This is a genomic window from Bacillus sp. z26 (assembly GCF_058313635.1).
The window spans coordinates 556,405-576,447 of the sequence record NZ_JBZFQM010000001.1 but is presented as its reverse complement, the minus strand read 5'-3'; the positions used below and the strand labels follow the sequence as shown (position 1 = coordinate 576,447).

Genomic DNA, 20,043 nt, shown 5'->3' with positions numbered 1-20,043 from the left:
AGAAGTGGGCGGCTTTATCAGTAACTTAGGATAGAGGTACAATGAGATCGATTGTTAAGTTATTAGTGGGCATGAATTCTAGGTAGGAGTAACAATCCTATATTGGATTGAGTGCGTGTATATGATTGTATTTACTTTTGCACATAATAAAATTTTACCTTATTGTATCCTTTTCGCAATAAGGTCTTTTCTATGAAATATAACAGTTCAAAAGGATGTGTTTGTTACTAGTCAATGGGCAGCATTCTGTCCTGCTTTAAAAACGATTAGTGACATACTATATACAAGGTTTATAAAACAATTAGTATATTATCTATCCAAAATGTATTAAATTCTATTGCAACTGTTCATTTCATTAGGCGAAAATAATTATTATAAAATAACATGAATGTTTTGAAATTTAAAAATCTATCATGTATAGTTTAATTGTAATAGAGAAATACATAATTCAAAAGAAAAGCAGATCAGTGATCTTTAGTAAGCCCGATTTGTGGTTTGGATTTGAGCGATGAATCTCTAAAATGAATCCTGAAATTTAATATATGAGGATACTAATACTACATGTATCTAATGTTTATTAAAGTTACCAAATGAATAAATCATCCATAGAAGGAAACTGTAGAATACATCGCTCGGATTAGTAGTTTAACATGCAAACAGCTAATTAAAAAATTATTAAAAATGCTTAGGAGGATGAACAATGGGAAGATTACAAAATCAAGTAGCTATTATTACAGGCGGGGCAAACGGTATCGGAAAGTCAATTGCATCGCGTTATGCAGAGGAAGGAGCAAAGCTGGTAATTGCTGACTTCAATGGAGAAGCATTGCAGGCGACTGTCAATGAATTTAAATCGCAAGGTGTCGAGATAATAGGTGTAAAAGTTAATGTTGCAGTTGAAGAAGATGTTCAAAAAATGGTAGAAGAAACAGTAGCTGCATTTGATCGCGTTGATATTTTAGTCAACTGTGCCGGTGTATTAGATAGAATGCAGGCTGCTCATAATGTAGAAGATGCAGTTTGGAGCAGGGTTATGGACATCAATGTTGGCGGTGTCATGCGCAGTACCCGTAAAGTGTTGCCTTACTTCCAGGCACAGGGAAGCGGCGTGATTGTGAATCTTTCCTCTATTACAGGTTTAACAGGCGGACGTGGAGGATTTACTTATACTGCGGCTAAACATGCTGTCACAGGCATGACAAAGAATATCGCTTCACATTATGGGCCACAAGGTATTCGTTGCAATGGAATCGCACCGGCTCAAGTTGAAACTGGGTTAACTAGCTCAACGGATGGCATGGATATGGAAGGATTGCAATATGCTACACGTGGTGTAAATTTAATGCCGCGTGCCGCTAAACCAGAAGAAATTGCAGACATTGCTCTGTTCCTGGCAAGTAAAGAATCTTCCTATATTAATGGTGTCGTAATCGCTGCTGATGCAGGTTGGTCTGCTTACTAATCATTTCCTATTACAGTAATGAAAGTTAAATAAATATTTATGTGAAATGCTCCCATTAGGCAAACAGACAAATAACTGTTTATCTAAGGGGAGCTTTTTTATTTTGCTAATTTCATAGTTTGCATTTTTAAAGGTGATTAAACTAGTACGTTCACTTGGAGGATGTATGGAATTAAAAGTAAGTAAATGGTGAATGAGATAGGGGATCAGATAGAAGCATGAAATAAAAAGAATGGAATCCATCGAATCATTATAGAATTCAATGTGATTCCGGTCATATGGTGCTTGTTTAACATGTTACAGAAAACTATTCTATTTTCACCGGTAGAACGTGTACTATCTAGGGGATAATAGGGAACATAATCTGTTTCACATGCGTGATTAACAGGCAAACTTGTCTTATTTATATTTCTTTTTAAATTTTTCAATACTGGCATTGGAACCGATAAGTAAGAAGTCATCTCCCTCTTGCAATTTGAGATCAGCAAAATGAGATAATATAGGCAAGCCATTACGAAGGACCAAGGATACGGTTATGTCGAATTTCCGTGAAAAATTAAGCTCGTTCAAGGACTTTCCATGCATCATTTCAGGTACTTCCATTTCAATTGCAGAAATATCTTTAGTGATTTCAATATATTCTATAACACCTGTTAATAATTCCTGGCGTGCGACTTTTCGTCCTGCCTCTTCCTCTGGCAAGATAATGCGATCCGCACCAAGGCTTTTTAGAATCTCCCCAATTTCTCGGTTATTGGCTTTAGCGATAATCTTTTTTGCTTTTCTTTCTTTCAATTTCTTCGTAATTAAAATAGCTGAAAAGGCATCAGAACCTATCGCGACAAAGACTGCATTGAACTGATCGATTTTTAATTCATCGAGCACGAGTGGATCACGGAAGTCGCCGACGATTGCATGAGTCGAATATTCATCTAAGCTTTCTAGATTTTTTTCATCCCGATCAGAAACAATGACTTCACAATGTTGACTGTATAACTCTTTTACGATGCCTGTACCAAATCTTCCTGCTCCAATGACTAGGTATGATTTCATAAATAATGTCCCCTTTTTAGCCTACAGCTAAGTCTTCTTTTAAGTATCTTGATTTAACTTTATCCACTTTAAAAATGGTATAGATAAAACTGAACACACCTATGCGTCCGATAATCATCAATGTGATTAAAACCGTTTTTGAAACAGGTGTCAATTCTGTAGTAATACCGAAGGATAATCCAGTATTTGTCAGTGCGGATAATACTTCAAACATTAATGGCTCCAATGGCTGTGGTTGCAGCATGGTTAATAAAATGGTAGAACCAAAAAACAATGCAATAAAAGTGAAGAATACCATAAAGGATTTATCGACTGCTTCCTGAGCAATTGTTTTTTTATAGATGACAACTTCTTTTTGAGATTTGGCTACCGCCAATACCTTAGAGAGCAATACAGCAAAGGTAGTTAATCGTATACCGCCTCCTGTACTCGAGGATGCTCCCCCTATAAACATAAATAAGGTAAGCAATAAAAAGGTAGTGATCGTTACCTGTGACACATCAATAGTTGTAAGCCCGCCATTTCTGGCTGTTGCTGAAAAAAACAATGAATTTGATAGTTTTTCCAAAATTGATAGTCCTTCAAATGTATTATTTGATTCCAATATAAAGAATATAGCCATACCGATGAAAAGGAGGAGCGAGTGAAGACGAATGTTTATTTTTGTAAACAAACTTTTCTTCCGTCTAAAGGATAAAAAGTATTCCACCAATGTTGGGTAGCCAAGACTTCCTAAAAAGATCGTTATAGAAGTCGTAAACAGGAAAAGATGATTTTGTTTAAATGAGATCAGGCTATCACCGAACAAATCAAACCCGGAATTTGTAAAGCTGGCTACTGCATGAAAAGCAGAAACAAACACTGCATCCCAAAAATTATCATATCGGGGTCGTATTTCCCCTAATAAAATAAGGAAACAGACTGTTTCTACTAATAACGCAATGATTAAAACCGAAACTCCAAGCGATGTAATGGAACTGAGTTTTGATTGGTTTTGATCCTTAGATAAAAGAAGCATACTTGATACCGTAATCTTCTTATCCATCACGACAAATAGGTAACTGATTAATACAACAATCCCAATACCGCCAAGCTGCATTTCCACCATTAAGATGGACTGCCCGACCCTGTTTAATTCTGTTCCTACATCTATTGGAGTCAGCCCCGTTACGCTTAATGCGCTGGTTGACAGAAATAAAGAATCCATTATCGATAATCCGCCGAAATTGGACTGTGGTATCCATAATAAAAATGCAAATAACATGATACAACCTATGTATAGGAAGAATATTTGCCGGAATGAGTGGATTGAAGATTTGCTTTGCTGCATTTTTATTTAATCTCCATTTCTTCTTTGTTAAATTGGTTTATTTAACTATAATATAACCTTTAGTAACAGTTACATCGTACTATATCTCATAATAAAACACCAAATAACATTTTTTTAAAGGGTTTACTAAACAATTTTTTACTCTATCACAATTTATCGAAATTTAAAACAGAAATATAAATTTTTATTTATGTTCATCTTGGCAGAATATTACTAATTAAAAAAATACTAGTTAACTAGTCAAATAGATGGCGATTTTTCTAGAGAACTGAATATAAATAAGTGAGGACTATGATGGGAGGGGAACCATTATGGACAATATCCAAAATTTATATGAGCGGTATAAAAAGGGAGAGAAGTTTGCTAAACCCTTTAGTCAAAAGCAAATGGGGCAACTAAGTGCAAAAGATCCAACCGAACTCGCATCCAACAACAAGGTGGTTCAAGACATGTTAAAGAAATATTCTCAGCAATTTCAAAAAAACAGGCATTATATTTAAGTCATTCGTCAGAGAATAGGAGGAATTATGACCTTATTACATGTGAATAAGGGTCTTTTTGATGAGTAAACAAATTAAAACCCCTTAGGTAGGGGTTTTAACAAAGGGCCATTCTTCTTTTTCAATCATGAGAGCATATTCAATATTTTCTGCTTGATACATAAGGGCATAATGTAAAAATAAGATATTTTGTTTATCTATCACATCAAATTGAGAGGAGTAGCTTGACAATATGGTTACTTTTTCACTTCCCCGATAGTTGAAATGGAAAACAAGCCTGTTTTTCTTCAATTTAGCAAGAGGAGCATCCCAGTTTAACACTTCTGGATCGCCTGTTTCTTTTGAGAGTTCGGCATAATTTAGCTCCGTTCCAGTAAGGCGATTAAAGTCTTTGGTTACACATTCAAAGGTAATATTATATCTTTGCTTATAGCTGATTTTAAAGTCCTCCAAAAAGTAAGCAAGAGCCGAAACATAATCGACTTTCATCGTTTCTTCATCGAGAAATGTAAACAATTTTCCGATACTGGCATCTGAATACATCCTTGACAGGAGGGTTGCTTTTGAGCTTTGCAGTTCAATAAAGGCCACAGCTGCTGTTTCTTTATCTTCCACTTCAAATTCCATTTGAAATAGCTTAAAGCGTTTGAGCTGTCTTGTTGTGCTGGGGATAATTAAAAATAAAATAACCCAGACTGATAACAAGAAAATCCCCTTCACGATCGTGAGCAGAAAGGTGGAGGATATCAAAGGTTTTATCACATACTCTGTCCACCATGTGGCGGGTACAGCCGTTGATAAAGGAATAGGTTTCACATCTCCCCATATCAATTGATAAAGGGTCCAACCCATGATGAAAATCAGTCCACCATAATAGATAAATGTCAGTACGTCGTTTATTACTTCTTTAATCGATAAAAGGAATTGTTTGAGGAAACTTAGAATCCGATTCACAAATAGTCACCTCTTTGCATTTTGCAGACAAGAGTTAAATTAATCATAAATATATATGCAAAGAGGGGGAGGATTATTCTTGAAAATTAGATTTTAATTATTTTTTATTGGCAACGGCAATGGGAGTGTGATATCCACTCGTTTGAATACCGTCCAGGTCAGCTGTATGATTGGCTGTTTTAATCGCAATTCCCCCAATTTTTGTTTCTGCCCGAACTTTAGAGATTGCTGCTTGCGTCACACCTTTCCCAATATCTATGGCAATCGGGGCGGAATTTTTAATAGTGATATTGTTTAAACGGATGTGATCGGTATGCTGGTTGCCGCCAACTACTTTTATATCTGTACCGGCAGTTTGAAAATTTTCGATGGTCAGATTTTTAAGCGTAATATGGCGGGATTTATATTGAATAGCAACCATAGGATTCTGTTGATAGTCATAATTTGGGTCACCAAGCAGAGTGAAGTGATTAATAACTACATTCTGATAGGCTGATATAACAAGGCAACGTGGTGTAGATCCTACATACAGATCAGTGAAAATAGGTGAGATCGCCACTATATTCGTTGCTGTTATATTATAGGCTGATTTTGATTGTGGTTCTGACTTAAGATGATGTCCAATATGCCTAAAGTTATAAGAACGATTATCATGGATTGAAATATGCCCGATAATATGGACATTGGAAGCAGCTGATGCTGTTTCATGTGCTTTGATTTCAACTCCTCCAAAGCATCTGGTTGAAGAATTATTAATCAGCCAAACGTCATCAGAACCGTCATCTACTTCAAACCCATTGGAATTGGAAAATCCCTTTTTATGGGCTCTCCCGCTTGGATCGCACATATGACTGTTCGTAATTAAGATATGGCTGCTGTGATGTGTAGTTATCCCATCATCTCCAAAACCATATCCATTAAGATGATCCAGCCATATATATTTACTCGACCATCGTGAGCGAGTACCGTCTCCAAAATACGTATAGTAGGCAGCTGAAACATCAAAACAATGCAAGCCGGCATTTCGAGCTGTAACATCCTTCACCCAGCCATAGGTAACATGAGCATACGTTAAACAGCTGGAATTGTTGTTGCCAGCACTTGTATGAGTATCCTCTGGAAATCTTTCCACATTCCAGTCAAGTGTCATTCCCTGCACGAGAATATGATGATTGCCGCGAATCGGGTTTGCGTTCGTAATAAGAATAGCTTTTTTAGGAGATTCATTGGCTAATTTAAGAATCGTTTTATCTTTGCCCTCACCGACCAGACATGTATAGGAGGGGAGTTTAAGGCCCTTTGTGATAAAAACACCTTCCGGGATATAAACCATTCTGTTCCCGCTGCCAAGAGCGTTTTCAAATGCTTTCGTATTGTCTGTTATCCCGTCCCCAACAGCACCATAATCAGTAATGTTAACTTGCTCCTTAATTCTTTGATTTAGATGCTGATATTCTTTATCCAATTTCTTTTTCCACTCAGGAAAAGGATGGCCATCCATAATGGTACAGCCAGGAGGATTTTTAAGATGGGGTTGTTTTCTCGTTGTCAGTAAGAGGCGAGGCAGAGCATATTTTACATTTCTTTCAGGCTTTATGCGGCCTTCAGAAAGGGGGATAAACGTAGTTAATGTTTCTTCTAGTAATTTATGGGTCTCTTTTGCCAGACTTGCTGCGGTATGATTTAACGGAATCCATTTGGATAAGAGAATGGCATTTTTATTGGGATCATGATTTTTGGATAAGTACAGCATAATGAGTTTTACACCTCACGATAAGTATGAAGAATAGATATTAGTGTATTCCCTTTGCCCAAGTATATTAATCGTAATCAAAATGTAATGTCATTTGTAGGTATCTTACCATATTATATGGGTATAAATTATAATGTTTATATGTACTGCAACAACCGGGAAATTTGCTGAAAGAAGGAGACTCCAATTGCGAAAGATATTTAAGACTGAAATAGGAAGTTGGATCATCTCTATCACATTTGCCATTGCGTTGGCTTATGTTGTCAAAACATTTTTCGTCTCTTTTTTTATTGTAGAAGGAGCCTCCATGGAACCAACGCTTTATAACAACGAAAAAGTATTAGTCAATAAGTTCGCGGCATATAACGGTTCAGTTGACCATCAGGATATCGTGGTGATTCAAGATGATAAGAAGGATAAATATTATGTGAAGCGGATTATCGGGTTACCTGGTGAACAGGTTGAACTAGAGAATGATACGCTCTATATCAATGGGAAGAAAAAAGAAGAACCGTATCTGCCGGAGGAACAAGAGGAAGTCGATCTACTGAAGATTAATAGGACAGGTGACTTTGATGCAGTGAATGTCCCGGAGGATCATTATTTTGTGATGGGGGATAATCGCTGGGATAGCAGAGACAGTCGCAATGGGCTTGGCTACATAGATAAGGATGATATCGTCGGTACATGTGAATATGTAATCATACCGCTTAAATATGCGCGGAAAACAGATTGATAAAGTAGGGGAGAGAATCCCCATAAAAGCTGAAAAAGATGAATCGCTCAAGGCCGATTCATCTTTTCTAGCTTAAATATTCCGTTTATAGGTTTCTTTTGTCAGCACTGGGAATTGATCCACCGGAGCATCCAGTTTTTTCACATTGAAGACCTCGCCGTATTTTTCGAGGTCACTGGCAATCTCGTCCTGCAGCTCTCTGGTCGGAACCTCCACGTTGTATTTAGTACCTTCATGCAGAAGTCTTGGCTCCGTTTCAAAATAAACATAATACATGGAAAATACCTCCAAATTATCGTTTGGTTGTTGTATTCCCTTTTTAAGATACTCAAAACAAATGAATGATAAAATTTAGTTGATTCATAGACCGTTTACTTGATAAATATGGATATCCTTGTAGTTCACTTTTGAATCTTTGTTTTTCATCTCAATCTTGCCATCGAATATGGATTTATCGTCTTCGAAATTATATATTTTTATAGATGGCTGCTTTAGTTCGCCTCTATAAGTAATAATCATCTTGTTTTGATATAATTCCATATTGTGTTCATAAGTGTTTGGTTCCAATGGAAAAGTATATTTATTCGTGATTTTTTGATTCTCCAAATCATACTTAAGCATGTTAACTGCTTTGTTCTCATTCTCTTCTTTAATAGTGGAAGTATATAAAGAACGAAAGTCATAAGCTAGATAATGGGCGTCATCTTGTAAAAGTTGTTTCGCCAAATCTTCCGGAAGTTTTACTTGTTCTGATCTTCCAGTTTTGTAGTTGTAAGCATATAATTCACGATTGACCATTTGAATGTTCTCCCCATCCTCATCAAGAATCGTTTTTTCTAATTGGTATAAAAAATAAGGATTAGATTGAGTTGGATTAATGTCTGTTAATCCAGTTATATAAAAGATTTTTTGAGGTGTTTGTTTTTCTGTAATTAAGATCGAATTGTCGTCGACTAACTTCTGCTTTTTGAGGTCAATCGTATATTCATGAAGCTGGATTCTTCCGTCTTCATCCATACTGTCACTAAGAGTCATTACACGTAATTCATTCATGATGATTTGGATATCAAGGATTTCAATATAGTTTGAACTTCCTTGATTTGGTATTTTCACTTCGAAAGTACTTGTATCCTCTGTTTTCTCGTTTAGCTGATCAATTTTGAATCTGAAATTATACATTCCTTGATCGGAGGAAAATTCATAGTTGGAGTCGACATAAATCATTTGTTTCGTATCATTATAGAGCTGAGTATTAGTAGTTTTCCCCCTCATAAAAGAAGAATATCGATCAGTTAAATCTCTCATCTCAGATGTATCTTTTCTCTTTTCCCAATAATCTAATTGCTCAAAAAAGGATAAATCAGACCGATAATGAGAACCTTCTTTAGTAACCTCAACATCTTCTGTAAATGTAAGATCTTCATAACTGGCTTCTAGGGTTATTGTATCCAATAGTTTGGCGTCTCCATTAGTTTGTTTAATGTAAAGATCAGGAAGGTCAGAAGAGGAAAAAGCCTGATTTACATAAAAAACAGAAAGAGATAGCACGGCAACAAGCAGAATCACGATTGAATTACGATATTTTTTCATTGTTTCCTCTCCTTATACAGTGATTTTCTTATTTAATAAATAACGGCTGAGTAAGATGGAGAACACTCCAATAATAATGCCAACTGCACTTTCAATCATAACAACTTCTGAATTATAGAAATAATTCGTTTTACCTAACATTAGACTAATAGGTAATATAAATGCACCCACAACGACAACGCCGTACACAATGGCTAGAAGAATGCCTTTCCATTTAAAGCTGCGTTCAAGCAGTATAGCAGAAAAGAGGATGGTTAAAGTGATAAAACCTGCACCGTAGTACAAGATAAATTGTGTTAAAGTCTGCGGAAGAAGAATTCTTAAGAAAGATTTATTTACTAAACTAACAATTGAAATTTCATTCAAATAATCAGCGGATATAAACCATTCCAGAATTTTTGACTCGATTGGAAGGAAAATTAACTGAACGGATACTAATAAGAGAACGAGTAGCATTAAAGCTGTTAATTTTGAAAAATAGATGGTCATTCTGGAAGTAGGAATCATCAATAAACGATAGATAAATGAACCTTTACCGGCCCAGTCACGGTACCAAATCAGAAAAATATATAAGAAAATGGCGCCGGCACATAAAGCAATTGGGGCATTAAATAGCATAGAACCTACATAGTCAGCCATTCCAAATAGTCCATTTTCTTCGATAAAGGTTTCTTTAGGGATTCCAGTCATTAAGGAATCATTTGCCCTGTCCATGTAGCCTTTAGCCTGAATGATTAAACCAGCAACCTGTATAATAAAGACACCCATAATCATCCCATATAATATTTTGGAGAACCGATTTAATTCCATATTCACAAGCTTAAAAAAGCGACTCATCGTATATACACCTCTCTCATCACATCTACGACAGACTTACCTTCATTCGTCCGAACCTCTTCAGCGTTAAATTCTTTATAAACGACACCGTTATTTAACAAAACTACTTTATCAATGAGGTGCTCAATATCGTTGATTTCATGTGTCGTAATAATAACACCGCGATCTTCAATCAGGTGGCTTGTAAAAACATCCGCGATTTGTTCACGGCTGAAAATATCAATCCCGGAAAAGGGTTCATCCATTAGGACATAATCTACGTCCTGCGCTAATCCCAACAACAGATTAACCTTTGCGGTATTTCCTTTTGATAAAGTTGAAATCCGTGCATTTTCATCCAGTTTAAAAAAGATCAGTAATTCGTCAGCGCGTTCCTGGTTCCAGCTTTCATAAAAATCGTTCATAAAATCCATTGCCTCTACAATGGTGAAATGTGAAAGCATCGTTAATGAATCAGGAATGAATGTAATCTTCTCGTATGATTCCTTCGTTCGTTTGGCTCCATTTATTAGAATTTCTCCTCCATTAATGGGGGTAAGACCCATGATCGATTTCATAACCGTGGTTTTACCAACACCGTTTATACCAATCAAACAAGTAATCTCCCCTTTGTTTGCTGTAAAACTAACGTCATCTAATACTTTTTTTCTGCCGAATTTTTTTGTTAAATTTTTTACCTCTAACATGGTGCCCCTCCTCAGTCTTGTTCCGATTTGTATTTTTTTTTGACAATACTCAATAGTTCATCTACGGGTAGTTGAATCGGTTTAATTGCCTGGACAAAGGTGTCAACTGCTTCATGAATCAGCTCTTGGCGGACGCTACTCAATATGTCCTTATCTGTTGTAATCCGGCTTGGGAAATTTCTTTCAGTGGAAATCAATCCCTGTTCCTCCATTTCCTTATACGCTTTTTGAGCAGTATTGGGGTTTATTTTCAGAAGACCCGCAAGCTCACGTCTAGAAGGAATTTCCTCTCCGCTTGCAAGCCGGCCGGTCGCTATTTGTTCTTTGAAGTAACGGACAACTTGTAAATAAACGGGATCCCGGTTATTAAAGATGATGTTCATCGTTTCATCTCCTATGGCTGGTTAACCAATATTTGGTGTGTGTACTATGTGGTTCATACACCTGATATGTGTACTATACATGTAATACATCAGAACCGTCAATGAAAAGTAAAAAAATTCCTTAAAAGGTTTTGAAATTTGTAATTATTTATAAAGGTAAAGGCAAAATAAGAAGGATTCTCTGGGGAAGGAGGTTACTTGTCATGCAGAATACAGGCCTGGTTTTAGAGGGCGGCGGAATGAGAGGATTATATACAGCCGGAGTTTTGAGGTATTTGATGGAACAGGATATTTATTTACCATATACAATCGGTGTTTCAGCCGGTGCATGCAATGGTTCTTCTTATATTGCCCGGCAAATAGACCGTAATTATACGGCAAATATCGACTATGTCTCACATCCGGAATACCTTTCCTATAAACGTTTTCTGAAGAAACGCGAATTATTTGGAATGGATTTTATTTTTGATAAAATTCCAAATGAACTGGTTCCATTTGATTTGAAGGCTTTTTGTGAAGCCAAGGAACAGTTTGTCGTTGGTGTTACAGATTGCGTTACAGGCGAACCCGTATACTACAGCAAAGAGCACTTAACAAAAGATATTACAACGATTCTGCGCGCATCCAGTTCCATTCCATTTTTTGCACCGGTAATCTCTTATGATGGCAGAATGCTGCTTGACGGGGGAGTTGCCGATCCGATACCGATTCAAAAATCTCAAGCAGACGGGAATACGAAAAATATTGTCGTGCTTACCGGAAACAAGGGATATATGAAAGGCTCATCGTTTGATTGGTTTGGAAAAAGATTATATAAGAATTATCAAGGACTATTAAAGGCCCTTCGCAATCGGCATATCCTATACAATGATACGATACGTTATCTGGAGGAACAGGAAGAAAAGGGACATGTCGTCATTATTCGTCCAATAGAGAAATCAGATGTCAGTCGAATTGAGCGTAATCCTAAAAAGCTGAAAAAGCTGTACAATCAAGGATATGCAGAAGCCAAGGCTGCTTATGGAAAAATAAAAAAGCTATTATAACAACCCACCACTATTTTTCGTGATGGGTTGTTGATTCTTTTATTGCTGTCTTAATTCTGATTGTAAATAATGCCAAATTAAATTCGCAGTATGTTCGATGGAAGTAATATGGGTGCGTTCAAAAGCATGGGAAGCATCGATGCCGGGGCCAATCAATCCATGAATAATATCATAGCCGGCACGAATGGCAGCAGAGGCATCAGAACCATAAAAAGGGTAAATATCCACGCGATAATCCACCTGATGCTGCTTTGATAACTCGACGAGATGCTGGCGCAGACCATAATGATAAGGTCCGCTTGAGTCTTTGGCGCAAATGGATACACTGTATTCATCCGTTGCCTGTCCGTCCCCGATTGCTCCCATATCAACAGCCAAATATTCAACTGTTTCGGACGGTATATTGGAATTGCCGCCATAGCCGATTTCTTCATTGTTAGAGATTAAGAAATGGGTCGTATAAGGAAGAGTGATACCTTCTTTATTTATCTGTTTAATAATATACATCAGAATACCGACACTTGCTTTATCGTCCAAATGACGGGATTTAATAAATCCGTTGTCTGTCAATTCAACACGCGGTTCGAAGGAAACAAAATCGCCGACTGAAATGCCAAGCTTTTCTGTATCTGCCTTGCTTTTTGTGACAGCATCAATTCGTACTTCCATTGTCGCATCCTCGCGTTTGACATCGCCCATTTTCTGATAAACATGAACGGAGGTTTGATTTAGAAGAATGGTTCCTGTATAGATCCTTCCATCAGCTGTATGAATTTTACAGTATTCACCCTCAACAGAATTCCAGCGAAATCCACCTACCATCGATAATTTTAAACGCCCGCCTGGTTTGATTTCTTTAACCATGGCACCTAACGTATCAACATGGGCGGTAAGAAAACGATGTTTAGAATCATCTTGCCCCTTGATTGTTGCCAATAATGCTCCTTTATTTGTTTTTACTGCTGTAATACCTTCAGATTGTAAAAATCGTGCCACATGTTCAATCACTTCTGTTGTATAGCCGCTCGGACTTGGGATGGATACCAGTTCTTTTATATATTGAAAAATTTCCTGACCATTGGCTTTCATCGCTACGAATCACTCCTTTTATGTATAGATTTATTATATACCTTTGTTAAAAAGTTGAACAATGAAGGTAAAAACAACTTGCTTTTCTTTCCATGAGGATGTAAATTTATTTTAAGTGAATATTCTGACAAAACTTATCGAGAGAGATGGAGGGACTGGCCCAGTGAAATCTCAGCAACCGCCAATGATGGAAAGGTGCTAAATCCTGCAAGACATACTAGCTGTCTTGAATGATAAGAAGGGGCCCATTTCTGATGAAAAGTCTTCTTCTGGAGACTTTTTTGTTTTTTTATAACTGTTAATAACTGGGGAAATGAATGTTATTTGACAAAAGTAAAAGAAATACAGCCGTATCATATATGCGGAAAATAGTAGCACATGGATGTAGTGCAAGTATGGTGGACCGTGATGGTGAAGAGCAATGTGTAGGGATAAATGAAGAGAGAGGAGTCATACACATGACAAAAGTTAAAATCGAAACACTCTTAGCTCAAATAGGCAATCGAAGTGAAACACAAACAGGTACTGTTAATCCGCCAGTCTATTTTTCAACAGCCTATCGCCATGATGGAATAGGAGAATCCACCGGGTTTGATTACATAAGGACGGGTAACCCAACCAGAAAATTACTCGAGGAGGGCATCGCAGAGCTTGAGGGAGGAAAACAGGGCTTTGCTTATAGTTCAGGTATGGCTGCCATTCACTCATTGCTTTGTTTATTTGCTCCTGGAGATGAGATTGCCGTCACCGCTGACCTTTATGGAGGGACATACCGGTTATTCGAACAAATATGGAAGACATATGGCATCAAATTTAAACCATGTCATAACGATTCGGATTTTAAGGAATCCATTAGCGAAAGAACCAAGGCATTCTTTATCGAAACTCCGACTAATCCGCTTATGCAGGAATTGGATATAAAGGAGATCTCCAAATTCACGCGTGAAAATGATTTGTTGCTGATTGTAGATAATACCTTTTATACACCTATTCTGCAACGGCCGATTGAACAGGGAGCAGACATTATTGTCCATAGTGCCACTAAATACTTGGCTGGACATAATGATGTGTTGGCTGGATTAATTGTGGCAAAAAATGCTGATATTGGAGCAAGACTTGAGGAATATCAAAATGCAACAGGAGCTGTGCTTTCACCTTTTGATTCCTGGCTTGTCATGAGGGGAATGAAAACATTGAGCTTGCGGATGAAACAACATGAGGAAAACGCCCAGAAAATCAGTCGGTTTTTAAGAGAAAGAGAAGAAGTGACGGATGTCCTTTATCCTGGTAAAGGAGGGATGATATCATTCCGGCTGAAATCAGCTGAATGGATCAATCCTTTCTTACAAAGTCTTCATATCATTTCTTTTGCGGAAAGTTTGGGTGGAGTAGAGAGCTTAATGACGTATCCCGCTACACAAACACACGCAGATATCCCAGAGGAGGTGCGCATACAGATTGGGGTTTGTAATTGCTTGCTGCGTTATTCTGTCGGGATTGAACATGCTGATGATTTGATTGAAGATCTTACACAGGCATTTGATTCGTTACTGGTTTAAAGGTAGAACTCGTTTGAAATTAGTGATACATCTTGGGGAGGAGCGAGTATTACTGGAATTTTTATGAACGAACTAAATATGCGAAGGTATTAGAAATTTAATAAAATCATATACGGTAAAATAGAAATATATGTAAAACATTCAACGATTTTGATATACTGTAAAAAATTAGTCTCAATTAGGGAGAATGAAGATGGCTGATCCGGTTATTTCTATTAACAATCTTCAGGTGAGTTATGGCTCGAAAGAAGTGCTTCGTGGCATTAATCTTGATGTAGACAAAGGGCAAGTTATTGGCTATATAGGTCCTAATGGTGCTGGGAAAACAACCACTGTAAAGATATTGCTTGGTCTTCTAACAGATTATACAGGTTCAGTTAAGATATTTGGAACAGAGCTTTCCGATGATAGGATTGACTATAAAAACAGAATTGGTTATGTGCCTGAATTAGCAGATCTATATGATGTATTGACTGCACGTGAATACTTAACCTTTATTGGGGAGCTTTATGGCTTACCTTATGATCAAGTTGACCAAAAGGCTTTTAAACTAATGAAGCTATTAAACATCGAAGCAATGTATGATTCACGAATAAATAGTTATTCAAAAGGAATGAAGCAAAAGGTTCTGTTAATATCAAGTCTTCTTCATAACCCGGATATATTATTTTTAGATGAGCCTTTAAGCGGCCTCGACGCGAATAGCGTTATGATCGTCAAAGAATTACTGGGAATGCTGGCAAGTGAGGGAAAAACGATTTTTTATTCTTCACACATTATGGATGTTGTTGAGAAAATCAGTAATCGGATTATTTTACTGCATGAAGGCAGGATTATCGCAGATGGAAGTTTTGAAGAATTACAGAATACGGGTAAGGAAGGAACACTAGAAGAAATTTTTAATCAATTAACCGGTTTTACGGAACATCGAACGATTGCCGAAGATATTGTCTCTGTTGTCCAAGGGGATAAATAGATGAGAGAATTTATGAGTTTGCGTGTATTGGATAGAGGACAAAAGCTATTTCAATGGATGGGAATTGACTACCCGGCTATGAGAAGAATTCTTCAGGTTAAGCTTACGATGGATTCCAGAAGAGTTCCCGCTCTAATGAATAATGGGGCGAGAAAGAATGATACGGATAAAGATTCAAATGAATTTTTGAAATCCCTATGGGTATATGCACTTATGGGCTTGATATTGATCCCTTTTATTATTATGGGTGAAAATTATTTGTTCCAAATGAGTTTGCTGTTTGCTGTTTTTATGTTTTTTATAATGACATCTTTAATTTCTGATTTTTCTCATGTGATGCTGGATATTCGTGACCAATCTATTTTATTATCAAGACCGGTAGATGAACGAACGGTCTCGACGGCAAAGCTGATTCATATTGTCATTTATCTAGGGGCATTAACGCTCCTATTTATAGCTCCCGCGCTCATTGCTTCTATTGTTACTAAAGGATTAGGCTTTAGTCTGTTATTTGTGCTGATCATCATCCTGGTTGATATATGGATCGTCTTGCTTACTGCCTTAATTTATCTGGTGATTTTAAAGTATTTCGATGGTGAGAAATTAAAGGATTTTATTAGCTATGTCCAAATTGCCTTATCTATTTTAATGATTGTGGGGTACCAACTGACTGGTAGATTATTTGACATCATTGATAGCCAAGTAGAATTTAGCCCAACCTGGTGGAGCTATTTTATTGCACCAATCTGGTATGCTGCCCCTTTTGAAGCAATCTTAAAAGGGGATTTTACGTTAGAGTACATGGCTTTAAGCAGTCTGGCTATCATAGTACCAATTATTTCTTTGATTATTTATATAAAAAATGTTCATAACTTTGAGAAGTACTTGCAAAAAATGAATAATCATACAGGTTCTATATTGAAAAGGAAACGAAGAAACATCCCGCTGTTTTTATTTGGTAATAAAGAAGAACGAGTTTTTTTTCACTTTGCAACGAATATCACGAAAAATGAACAGGCCTTTAAATTGAAAGTATATCCTTCTATTGGATTGATCATCATTTTTCCGTTTATTACCCTGTTAAATCTTTTCGAGGAAAGCGGATTAAAAGGTATGCAGTCTGGCAGCGGCTATTATTCTATCTATTTTTGTGCCTTTATTATTCCGGTAGTTGCAACTGCTTTACGATATACAAATTCATATAAAGGAGCCTGGATATATAGAGTTTCTACTTTGCAGAAAACAGAGCCTATCTTTAAAGGGACATGGAAAGCAGTCATGGCTAGGTATGTGCTGCCCATTTATTTGGCCTATAGTGTTCTCTTTCTTCTTATATATGGCAGTTCAATAGTATGGGATCTGTTGATTGGTTTATTTACGCTATTTATTATGGTTGTCCTATCATTTAGGAGCTTTAAAATCATATTGCCCTTTTCTAAACCTGCTTCTGTAGCCCAGGATCATGAGAGTGTTAAGGCATTTTTCCTGCTTGCGATCCTTGCTATATTCGCTGGTATTCATTTTCTCATCAGCAAGCTTGAGTATGGTTTGTACGGATATAGTGGACTCTTGCTGGTAGTAGTCATCTTTTTGTGGCGTTACGGATTTAAGATTGATTTTAAGTATTTAGAGGATTGATTCAGGTGAGGCAGCACCTAAGATTCACTTTGCTAAGTGCAGTCTTGTTTTCCTATTTTTAGATTTGGCCTAATATTCATGTAGGCAATATAGAGTACAATTTGATATTCTATACGTATAATGTGCGGAATTCATTAAAAAGGATAGGGGAATGGTGAAATGAAGGCTTTAATAAATATTGATTATACAAATGACTTTGTAGCGGATGCTGGCAAATTAACTTGCGGTAAACCCGGGCAGGAAATCGAAGAATACATTGTCTCGTTAACCAAAAAATTTATGAACGATAGAGAGTTTGTCGTATTTGCTATTGATGTACATGATGAAAATGATCCCTATCATCCTGAAAGCAAATTATTCCCTCCGCATAATATAAGAGGTACCGAAGGACGTTTATTATTTGGAAATCTTCAAAATGTGTATAATACTTATAATGGCCAAGAAAATCTGTTATGGATTGATAAAACAAGATACTCTGCTTTTGCCGGAACTGATTTAGAAATCAAATTGCGTGAACGGGGCATTACAGAGTTGCATTTAGTTGGAGTTTGTACTGATATTTGCGTTTTACATACAGCGGTGGATGCCTATAATAAAGGGTTTAAAATCGTTATACATAAAGATGGAGTGGCGAGCTTCAATGAAGCCGGCCATAAGTGGGCATTGTCCCATTTTGAACAGACGCTGGGAGCCATGGTTTTGTAATTGAAGGAGGAAGTTTGATGACACATTATCCCGATGACAGTTTTGCTTTACATACAGACTTATACCAAATTAATATGATGGAAACGTATTTTAAGGATGGAATCCATAATAAAAAGGCGGTTTTCGATGTGTATTTCAGGCGTAATCCATTTAATAATGGATACGCCATATTTGCAGGTCTTGAACGAGTAATTACATATATTAAAGAATTAAAATTCACGGAAAGCGATATTCAATATTTAAGGGATGAGTTAAAGTACGATGAAGTATTCCTTAATTATTTAAAAGAACTTCGTTTTACAGGAAAAATCAAGAGCATGAAAGAAGGAGAGCTTGTATTCGAAAATGAACCATTAATGCGAATTGAGGCACCGCTTGCCGAAGCTCAACTAGTTGAAACTGCTATTCTTAATATCATTAATTATCAAACGCTTATTGCCACAAAAGCGTCCCGTTTGAGTGTCGTAACAGAAGGTGAATTACTGTTTGAATTCGGCACTAGGAGAGCCCAGGAAACAGAGGCTGCCATTTGGGGAACAAGAGCGGCATATATTGGTGGATTTCAGGCAACCAGTAACGTTAGAGCCGGTAAGAAATTTGGCATTCCGGTAGTGGGAACCCATGCGCATGCACTTGTTCAGGCTTACCGGGATGAATACACAGCTTTCCGTAAATATGCTGAATCACATTATGATTGCACCTTCCTTGTTGATACATTTGATACGTTAAAGTCAGGTGTACCGACAGCCATACAAGTTGCGAAGGAAATGGGCGATAAAATTAATTTTAAAGCTATCCGTTTGGATAGCGGTGACTTGGCTTACTTATCCAAGAAGGCTCGAATTATGCTGGATGAAGCCGGTTTTACGGATACGTTAATTACAGCCTCCAATGATCTGGATGAAGCTACCATCCTGAACCTGAAGGCTCAAGGGGCTAAAATTGATATGTGGGGAGTCGGAACTAAGCTGATAACAGCCTATGATCAGCCTGCTTTAGGAGCCGTATATAAAATGGTCAGCATTGAAGAAGAGAATGGCACAATGGCAGATACAATCAAAATTAGTGCAAACCCTGAAAAAGTGACGACTCCTGGCATGAAGAATGTATATCGAATTATTAATAGAGAAACAAAGAAATCAGAAGGAGATTATATTACTCTTGAACATGAAAATCCTGCTGATGAGAAAACATTAACGATGTTCCATCCAGTTCATACATTCATCTGCAAAGAAGTAACAAATTTTGATGCAGTGCCATTGCATGAAAATATCTTTGTGAACGGACAATTAGTATATGAAACGCCAGCCTTAAAGGATATTCAGCAATTTGCGAAGGATAACCTCGACTTGTTATGGGATGAATATAAACGATTCCTTAATCCGGAAAAGTATCCGGTTGATTTAAGTCCAAAATGTTGGGAAAATAAAAGGGTTCGTATACAGGAAGTTATGGAACAAGTGAGAAACACAGAAAAGAAAGTGAAAACCTGGAAATAATGACCAATCCACCTTGCTGAGACAAGGTGGATTTTTTATTTAGCCATGGATTTCTTATGCCAGCATATTCATAAAAGGTCATCTTCTTAAATGTATTTTATAGACCACTCACACAGATTTCTTAACGCAGGATACAATTAGCCCAGGTATTAGCAGGGCTTTTATTCTTGCTCATTTAGACATAAATTGGTTTTATAATGGATCTCTTAGCGAATAAGTGTCGTGAAATGATGAAAAAACAAGAACG

Annotated in this window: 19 protein-coding genes and 1 riboswitch; of the genes, 9 read left to right on the top strand and 10 right to left on the bottom strand. The window is 37.0% G+C overall.

What is annotated here, in order from left to right; all coding sequences use genetic code 11:
• Positions 1-700: 700 nt before the first annotated feature.
• Positions 701-1,462 carry a glucose 1-dehydrogenase gene (locus AC4G3K_RS02660; protein ID WP_491075738.1) on the top strand — a complete coding sequence of 254 codons (762 nt, stop codon included), beginning with the start codon at positions 701-703 and terminating at the stop codon, positions 1,460-1,462.
• 399 nt (positions 1,463-1,861) lie between these two features.
• Here AC4G3K_RS02660 and AC4G3K_RS02655 read toward each other — a convergent pair whose 3' ends face one another.
• Positions 1,862-2,515, bottom strand: coding sequence for a potassium channel family protein (locus AC4G3K_RS02655; RefSeq protein ID WP_491075737.1), 654 nt, complete (start codon positions 2,513-2,515; stop codon positions 1,862-1,864).
• Between the two features lie 16 nt (positions 2,516-2,531).
• Positions 2,532-3,845, bottom strand: coding sequence for a TrkH family potassium uptake protein (locus tag AC4G3K_RS02650; RefSeq protein ID WP_491132393.1), 1,314 nt, complete (start codon positions 3,843-3,845; stop codon positions 2,532-2,534).
• A 311-nt stretch (positions 3,846-4,156) separates the two neighbouring features.
• Here AC4G3K_RS02650 and AC4G3K_RS02645 point away from each other — a divergent pair, with 311 nt between their 5' ends.
• On the top strand, positions 4,157-4,345 hold the full coding sequence (locus tag AC4G3K_RS02645) for a hypothetical protein (RefSeq protein ID WP_491132392.1): 189 nt from the start codon (positions 4,157-4,159) through the stop codon (positions 4,343-4,345).
• 84 nt (positions 4,346-4,429) lie between these two features.
• On the opposite strand, the gene AC4G3K_RS02640 is transcribed toward AC4G3K_RS02645, so the two are convergent.
• Both AC4G3K_RS02640 and AC4G3K_RS02635 read right to left on the bottom strand, forming a co-directional pair.
• Positions 4,430-5,299, bottom strand: coding sequence for a hypothetical protein (locus AC4G3K_RS02640; RefSeq protein WP_491132391.1), 870 nt, complete (start codon positions 5,297-5,299; stop codon positions 4,430-4,432).
• A 97-nt stretch (positions 5,300-5,396) separates the two neighbouring features.
• Entirely contained in the window at positions 5,397-7,052 is a 1,656-nt protein-coding gene (locus AC4G3K_RS02635; protein ID WP_491132390.1) for a glycosyl hydrolase family 28-related protein, read from the bottom strand.
• A 187-nt stretch (positions 7,053-7,239) separates the two neighbouring features.
• Here AC4G3K_RS02635 and lepB point away from each other — a divergent pair, with 187 nt between their 5' ends.
• Positions 7,240-7,788, top strand: coding sequence for a signal peptidase I (lepB, locus tag AC4G3K_RS02630; protein ID WP_491132389.1), 549 nt, complete (start codon positions 7,240-7,242; stop codon positions 7,786-7,788).
• A 72-nt stretch (positions 7,789-7,860) separates the two neighbouring features.
• Here the strand turns inward: lepB and AC4G3K_RS02625 are convergent, their stop codons facing one another.
• The 5 genes from AC4G3K_RS02625 to AC4G3K_RS02605 all read right to left on the bottom strand — a co-directional run bounded on the left by AC4G3K_RS02625 (position 7,861) and on the right by AC4G3K_RS02605 (position 11,284).
• Positions 7,861-8,064 carry a hypothetical protein gene (locus AC4G3K_RS02625; protein WP_491075731.1) on the bottom strand — a complete coding sequence of 68 codons (204 nt, stop codon included), beginning with the start codon at positions 8,062-8,064 and terminating at the stop codon, positions 7,861-7,863.
• An 84-nt stretch (positions 8,065-8,148) separates the two neighbouring features.
• Positions 8,149-9,378: a hypothetical protein gene (locus AC4G3K_RS02620; protein WP_491132388.1), complete on the bottom strand. Its 1,230-nt coding sequence runs from the start codon at positions 9,376-9,378 to the stop codon at positions 8,149-8,151.
• A 12-nt stretch (positions 9,379-9,390) separates the two neighbouring features.
• Positions 9,391-10,215: a hypothetical protein gene (locus tag AC4G3K_RS02615; RefSeq protein WP_491132387.1), complete on the bottom strand. Its 825-nt coding sequence runs from the start codon at positions 10,213-10,215 to the stop codon at positions 9,391-9,393.
• Entirely contained in the window at positions 10,212-10,901 is a 690-nt protein-coding gene (locus tag AC4G3K_RS02610) for an ABC transporter ATP-binding protein (RefSeq protein ID WP_491132386.1), read from the bottom strand. The genes AC4G3K_RS02615 and AC4G3K_RS02610 overlap by 4 nt, the downstream gene beginning before the upstream one ends.
• Before the next feature lie 11 nt (positions 10,902-10,912).
• The gene (locus AC4G3K_RS02605) at positions 10,913-11,284 is read right to left on the bottom strand and encodes a GntR family transcriptional regulator (protein WP_491132385.1); all 372 of its coding nucleotides are present in this window, start codon (positions 11,282-11,284) and stop codon (positions 10,913-10,915) included.
• A gap of 203 nt (positions 11,285-11,487) precedes the next feature.
• On the opposite strand from AC4G3K_RS02605, the gene AC4G3K_RS02600 reads away from it, so the two are divergent.
• Positions 11,488-12,330, top strand: coding sequence for a patatin-like phospholipase family protein (locus tag AC4G3K_RS02600; RefSeq protein ID WP_491132384.1), 843 nt, complete (start codon positions 11,488-11,490; stop codon positions 12,328-12,330).
• Positions 12,331-12,369: 39 nt separating this feature from the next.
• Here the strand turns inward: AC4G3K_RS02600 and AC4G3K_RS02595 are convergent, their stop codons facing one another.
• The gene (locus AC4G3K_RS02595) at positions 12,370-13,419 is read right to left on the bottom strand and encodes a M42 family metallopeptidase (protein WP_491132383.1); all 1,050 of its coding nucleotides are present in this window, start codon (positions 13,417-13,419) and stop codon (positions 12,370-12,372) included.
• Between the two features lie 131 nt (positions 13,420-13,550).
• A riboswitch (SAM riboswitch) is annotated at positions 13,551-13,659 on the top strand.
• Between the two features lie 218 nt (positions 13,660-13,877).
• On the opposite strand from AC4G3K_RS02595, the gene AC4G3K_RS02590 reads away from it, so the two are divergent.
• The 5 genes from AC4G3K_RS02590 to AC4G3K_RS02570 all read left to right on the top strand — a co-directional run bounded on the left by AC4G3K_RS02590 (position 13,878) and on the right by AC4G3K_RS02570 (position 19,796).
• A complete protein-coding gene (locus tag AC4G3K_RS02590; protein WP_491132653.1) occupies positions 13,878-14,978 on the top strand; it encodes a methionine biosynthesis PLP-dependent protein in 1,101 nt (366 codons plus the stop codon).
• A gap of 187 nt (positions 14,979-15,165) precedes the next feature.
• A complete protein-coding gene (locus tag AC4G3K_RS02585; RefSeq protein ID WP_491075724.1) occupies positions 15,166-15,954 on the top strand; it encodes an ABC transporter ATP-binding protein in 789 nt (262 codons plus the stop codon).
• A complete protein-coding gene (locus AC4G3K_RS02580; protein ID WP_491132382.1) occupies positions 15,955-17,592 on the top strand; it encodes an ABC-2 family transporter permease in 1,638 nt (545 codons plus the stop codon). It begins immediately after the preceding gene.
• Between the two features lie 159 nt (positions 17,593-17,751).
• Positions 17,752-18,297: a cysteine hydrolase family protein gene (locus tag AC4G3K_RS02575; protein ID WP_491132381.1), complete on the top strand. Its 546-nt coding sequence runs from the start codon at positions 17,752-17,754 to the stop codon at positions 18,295-18,297.
• Positions 18,298-18,314: 17 nt separating this feature from the next.
• Positions 18,315-19,796, top strand: a complete 1,482-nt coding sequence (locus AC4G3K_RS02570; protein WP_491075721.1) for a nicotinate phosphoribosyltransferase — start codon at positions 18,315-18,317, stop codon at positions 19,794-19,796.
• The last annotated feature ends 247 nt before the right edge of the window (positions 19,797-20,043 follow it).

Coding starts and splice junctions, on each gene's coding strand:
- AC4G3K_RS02570 (WP_491075721.1), top strand. CDS start 18,315: ATGACACATTATCCCGATGACAGTTTTGCTTTACATACAGACTTATAC.
- AC4G3K_RS02660 (WP_491075738.1), top strand. CDS start 701: ATGGGAAGATTACAAAATCAAGTAGCTATTATTACAGGCGGGGCAAAC.
- AC4G3K_RS02635 (WP_491132390.1), bottom strand. CDS start 7,052: ATGCTGTACTTATCCAAAAATCATGATCCCAATAAAAATGCCATTCTC.
- AC4G3K_RS02645 (WP_491132392.1), top strand. CDS start 4,157: ATGGACAATATCCAAAATTTATATGAGCGGTATAAAAAGGGAGAGAAG.
- AC4G3K_RS02590 (WP_491132653.1), top strand. CDS start 13,878: ATGACAAAAGTTAAAATCGAAACACTCTTAGCTCAAATAGGCAATCGA.
- AC4G3K_RS02580 (WP_491132382.1), top strand. CDS start 15,955: ATGAGAGAATTTATGAGTTTGCGTGTATTGGATAGAGGACAAAAGCTA.
- AC4G3K_RS02655 (WP_491075737.1), bottom strand. CDS start 2,515: ATGAAATCATACCTAGTCATTGGAGCAGGAAGATTTGGTACAGGCATC.
- AC4G3K_RS02595 (WP_491132383.1), bottom strand. CDS start 13,419: ATGAAAGCCAATGGTCAGGAAATTTTTCAATATATAAAAGAACTGGTA.
- AC4G3K_RS02605 (WP_491132385.1), bottom strand. CDS start 11,284: ATGAACATCATCTTTAATAACCGGGATCCCGTTTATTTACAAGTTGTC.
- AC4G3K_RS02575 (WP_491132381.1), top strand. CDS start 17,752: ATGAAGGCTTTAATAAATATTGATTATACAAATGACTTTGTAGCGGAT.
- AC4G3K_RS02625 (WP_491075731.1), bottom strand. CDS start 8,064: ATGTATTATGTTTATTTTGAAACGGAGCCAAGACTTCTGCATGAAGGT.
- AC4G3K_RS02620 (WP_491132388.1), bottom strand. CDS start 9,378: ATGAAAAAATATCGTAATTCAATCGTGATTCTGCTTGTTGCCGTGCTA.
- AC4G3K_RS02585 (WP_491075724.1), top strand. CDS start 15,166: ATGAAGATGGCTGATCCGGTTATTTCTATTAACAATCTTCAGGTGAGT.
- AC4G3K_RS02615 (WP_491132387.1), bottom strand. CDS start 10,215: ATGAGTCGCTTTTTTAAGCTTGTGAATATGGAATTAAATCGGTTCTCC.
- AC4G3K_RS02650 (WP_491132393.1), bottom strand. CDS start 3,845: ATGCAGCAAAGCAAATCTTCAATCCACTCATTCCGGCAAATATTCTTC.
- AC4G3K_RS02600 (WP_491132384.1), top strand. CDS start 11,488: ATGCAGAATACAGGCCTGGTTTTAGAGGGCGGCGGAATGAGAGGATTA.
- AC4G3K_RS02610 (WP_491132386.1), bottom strand. CDS start 10,901: ATGTTAGAGGTAAAAAATTTAACAAAAAAATTCGGCAGAAAAAAAGTA.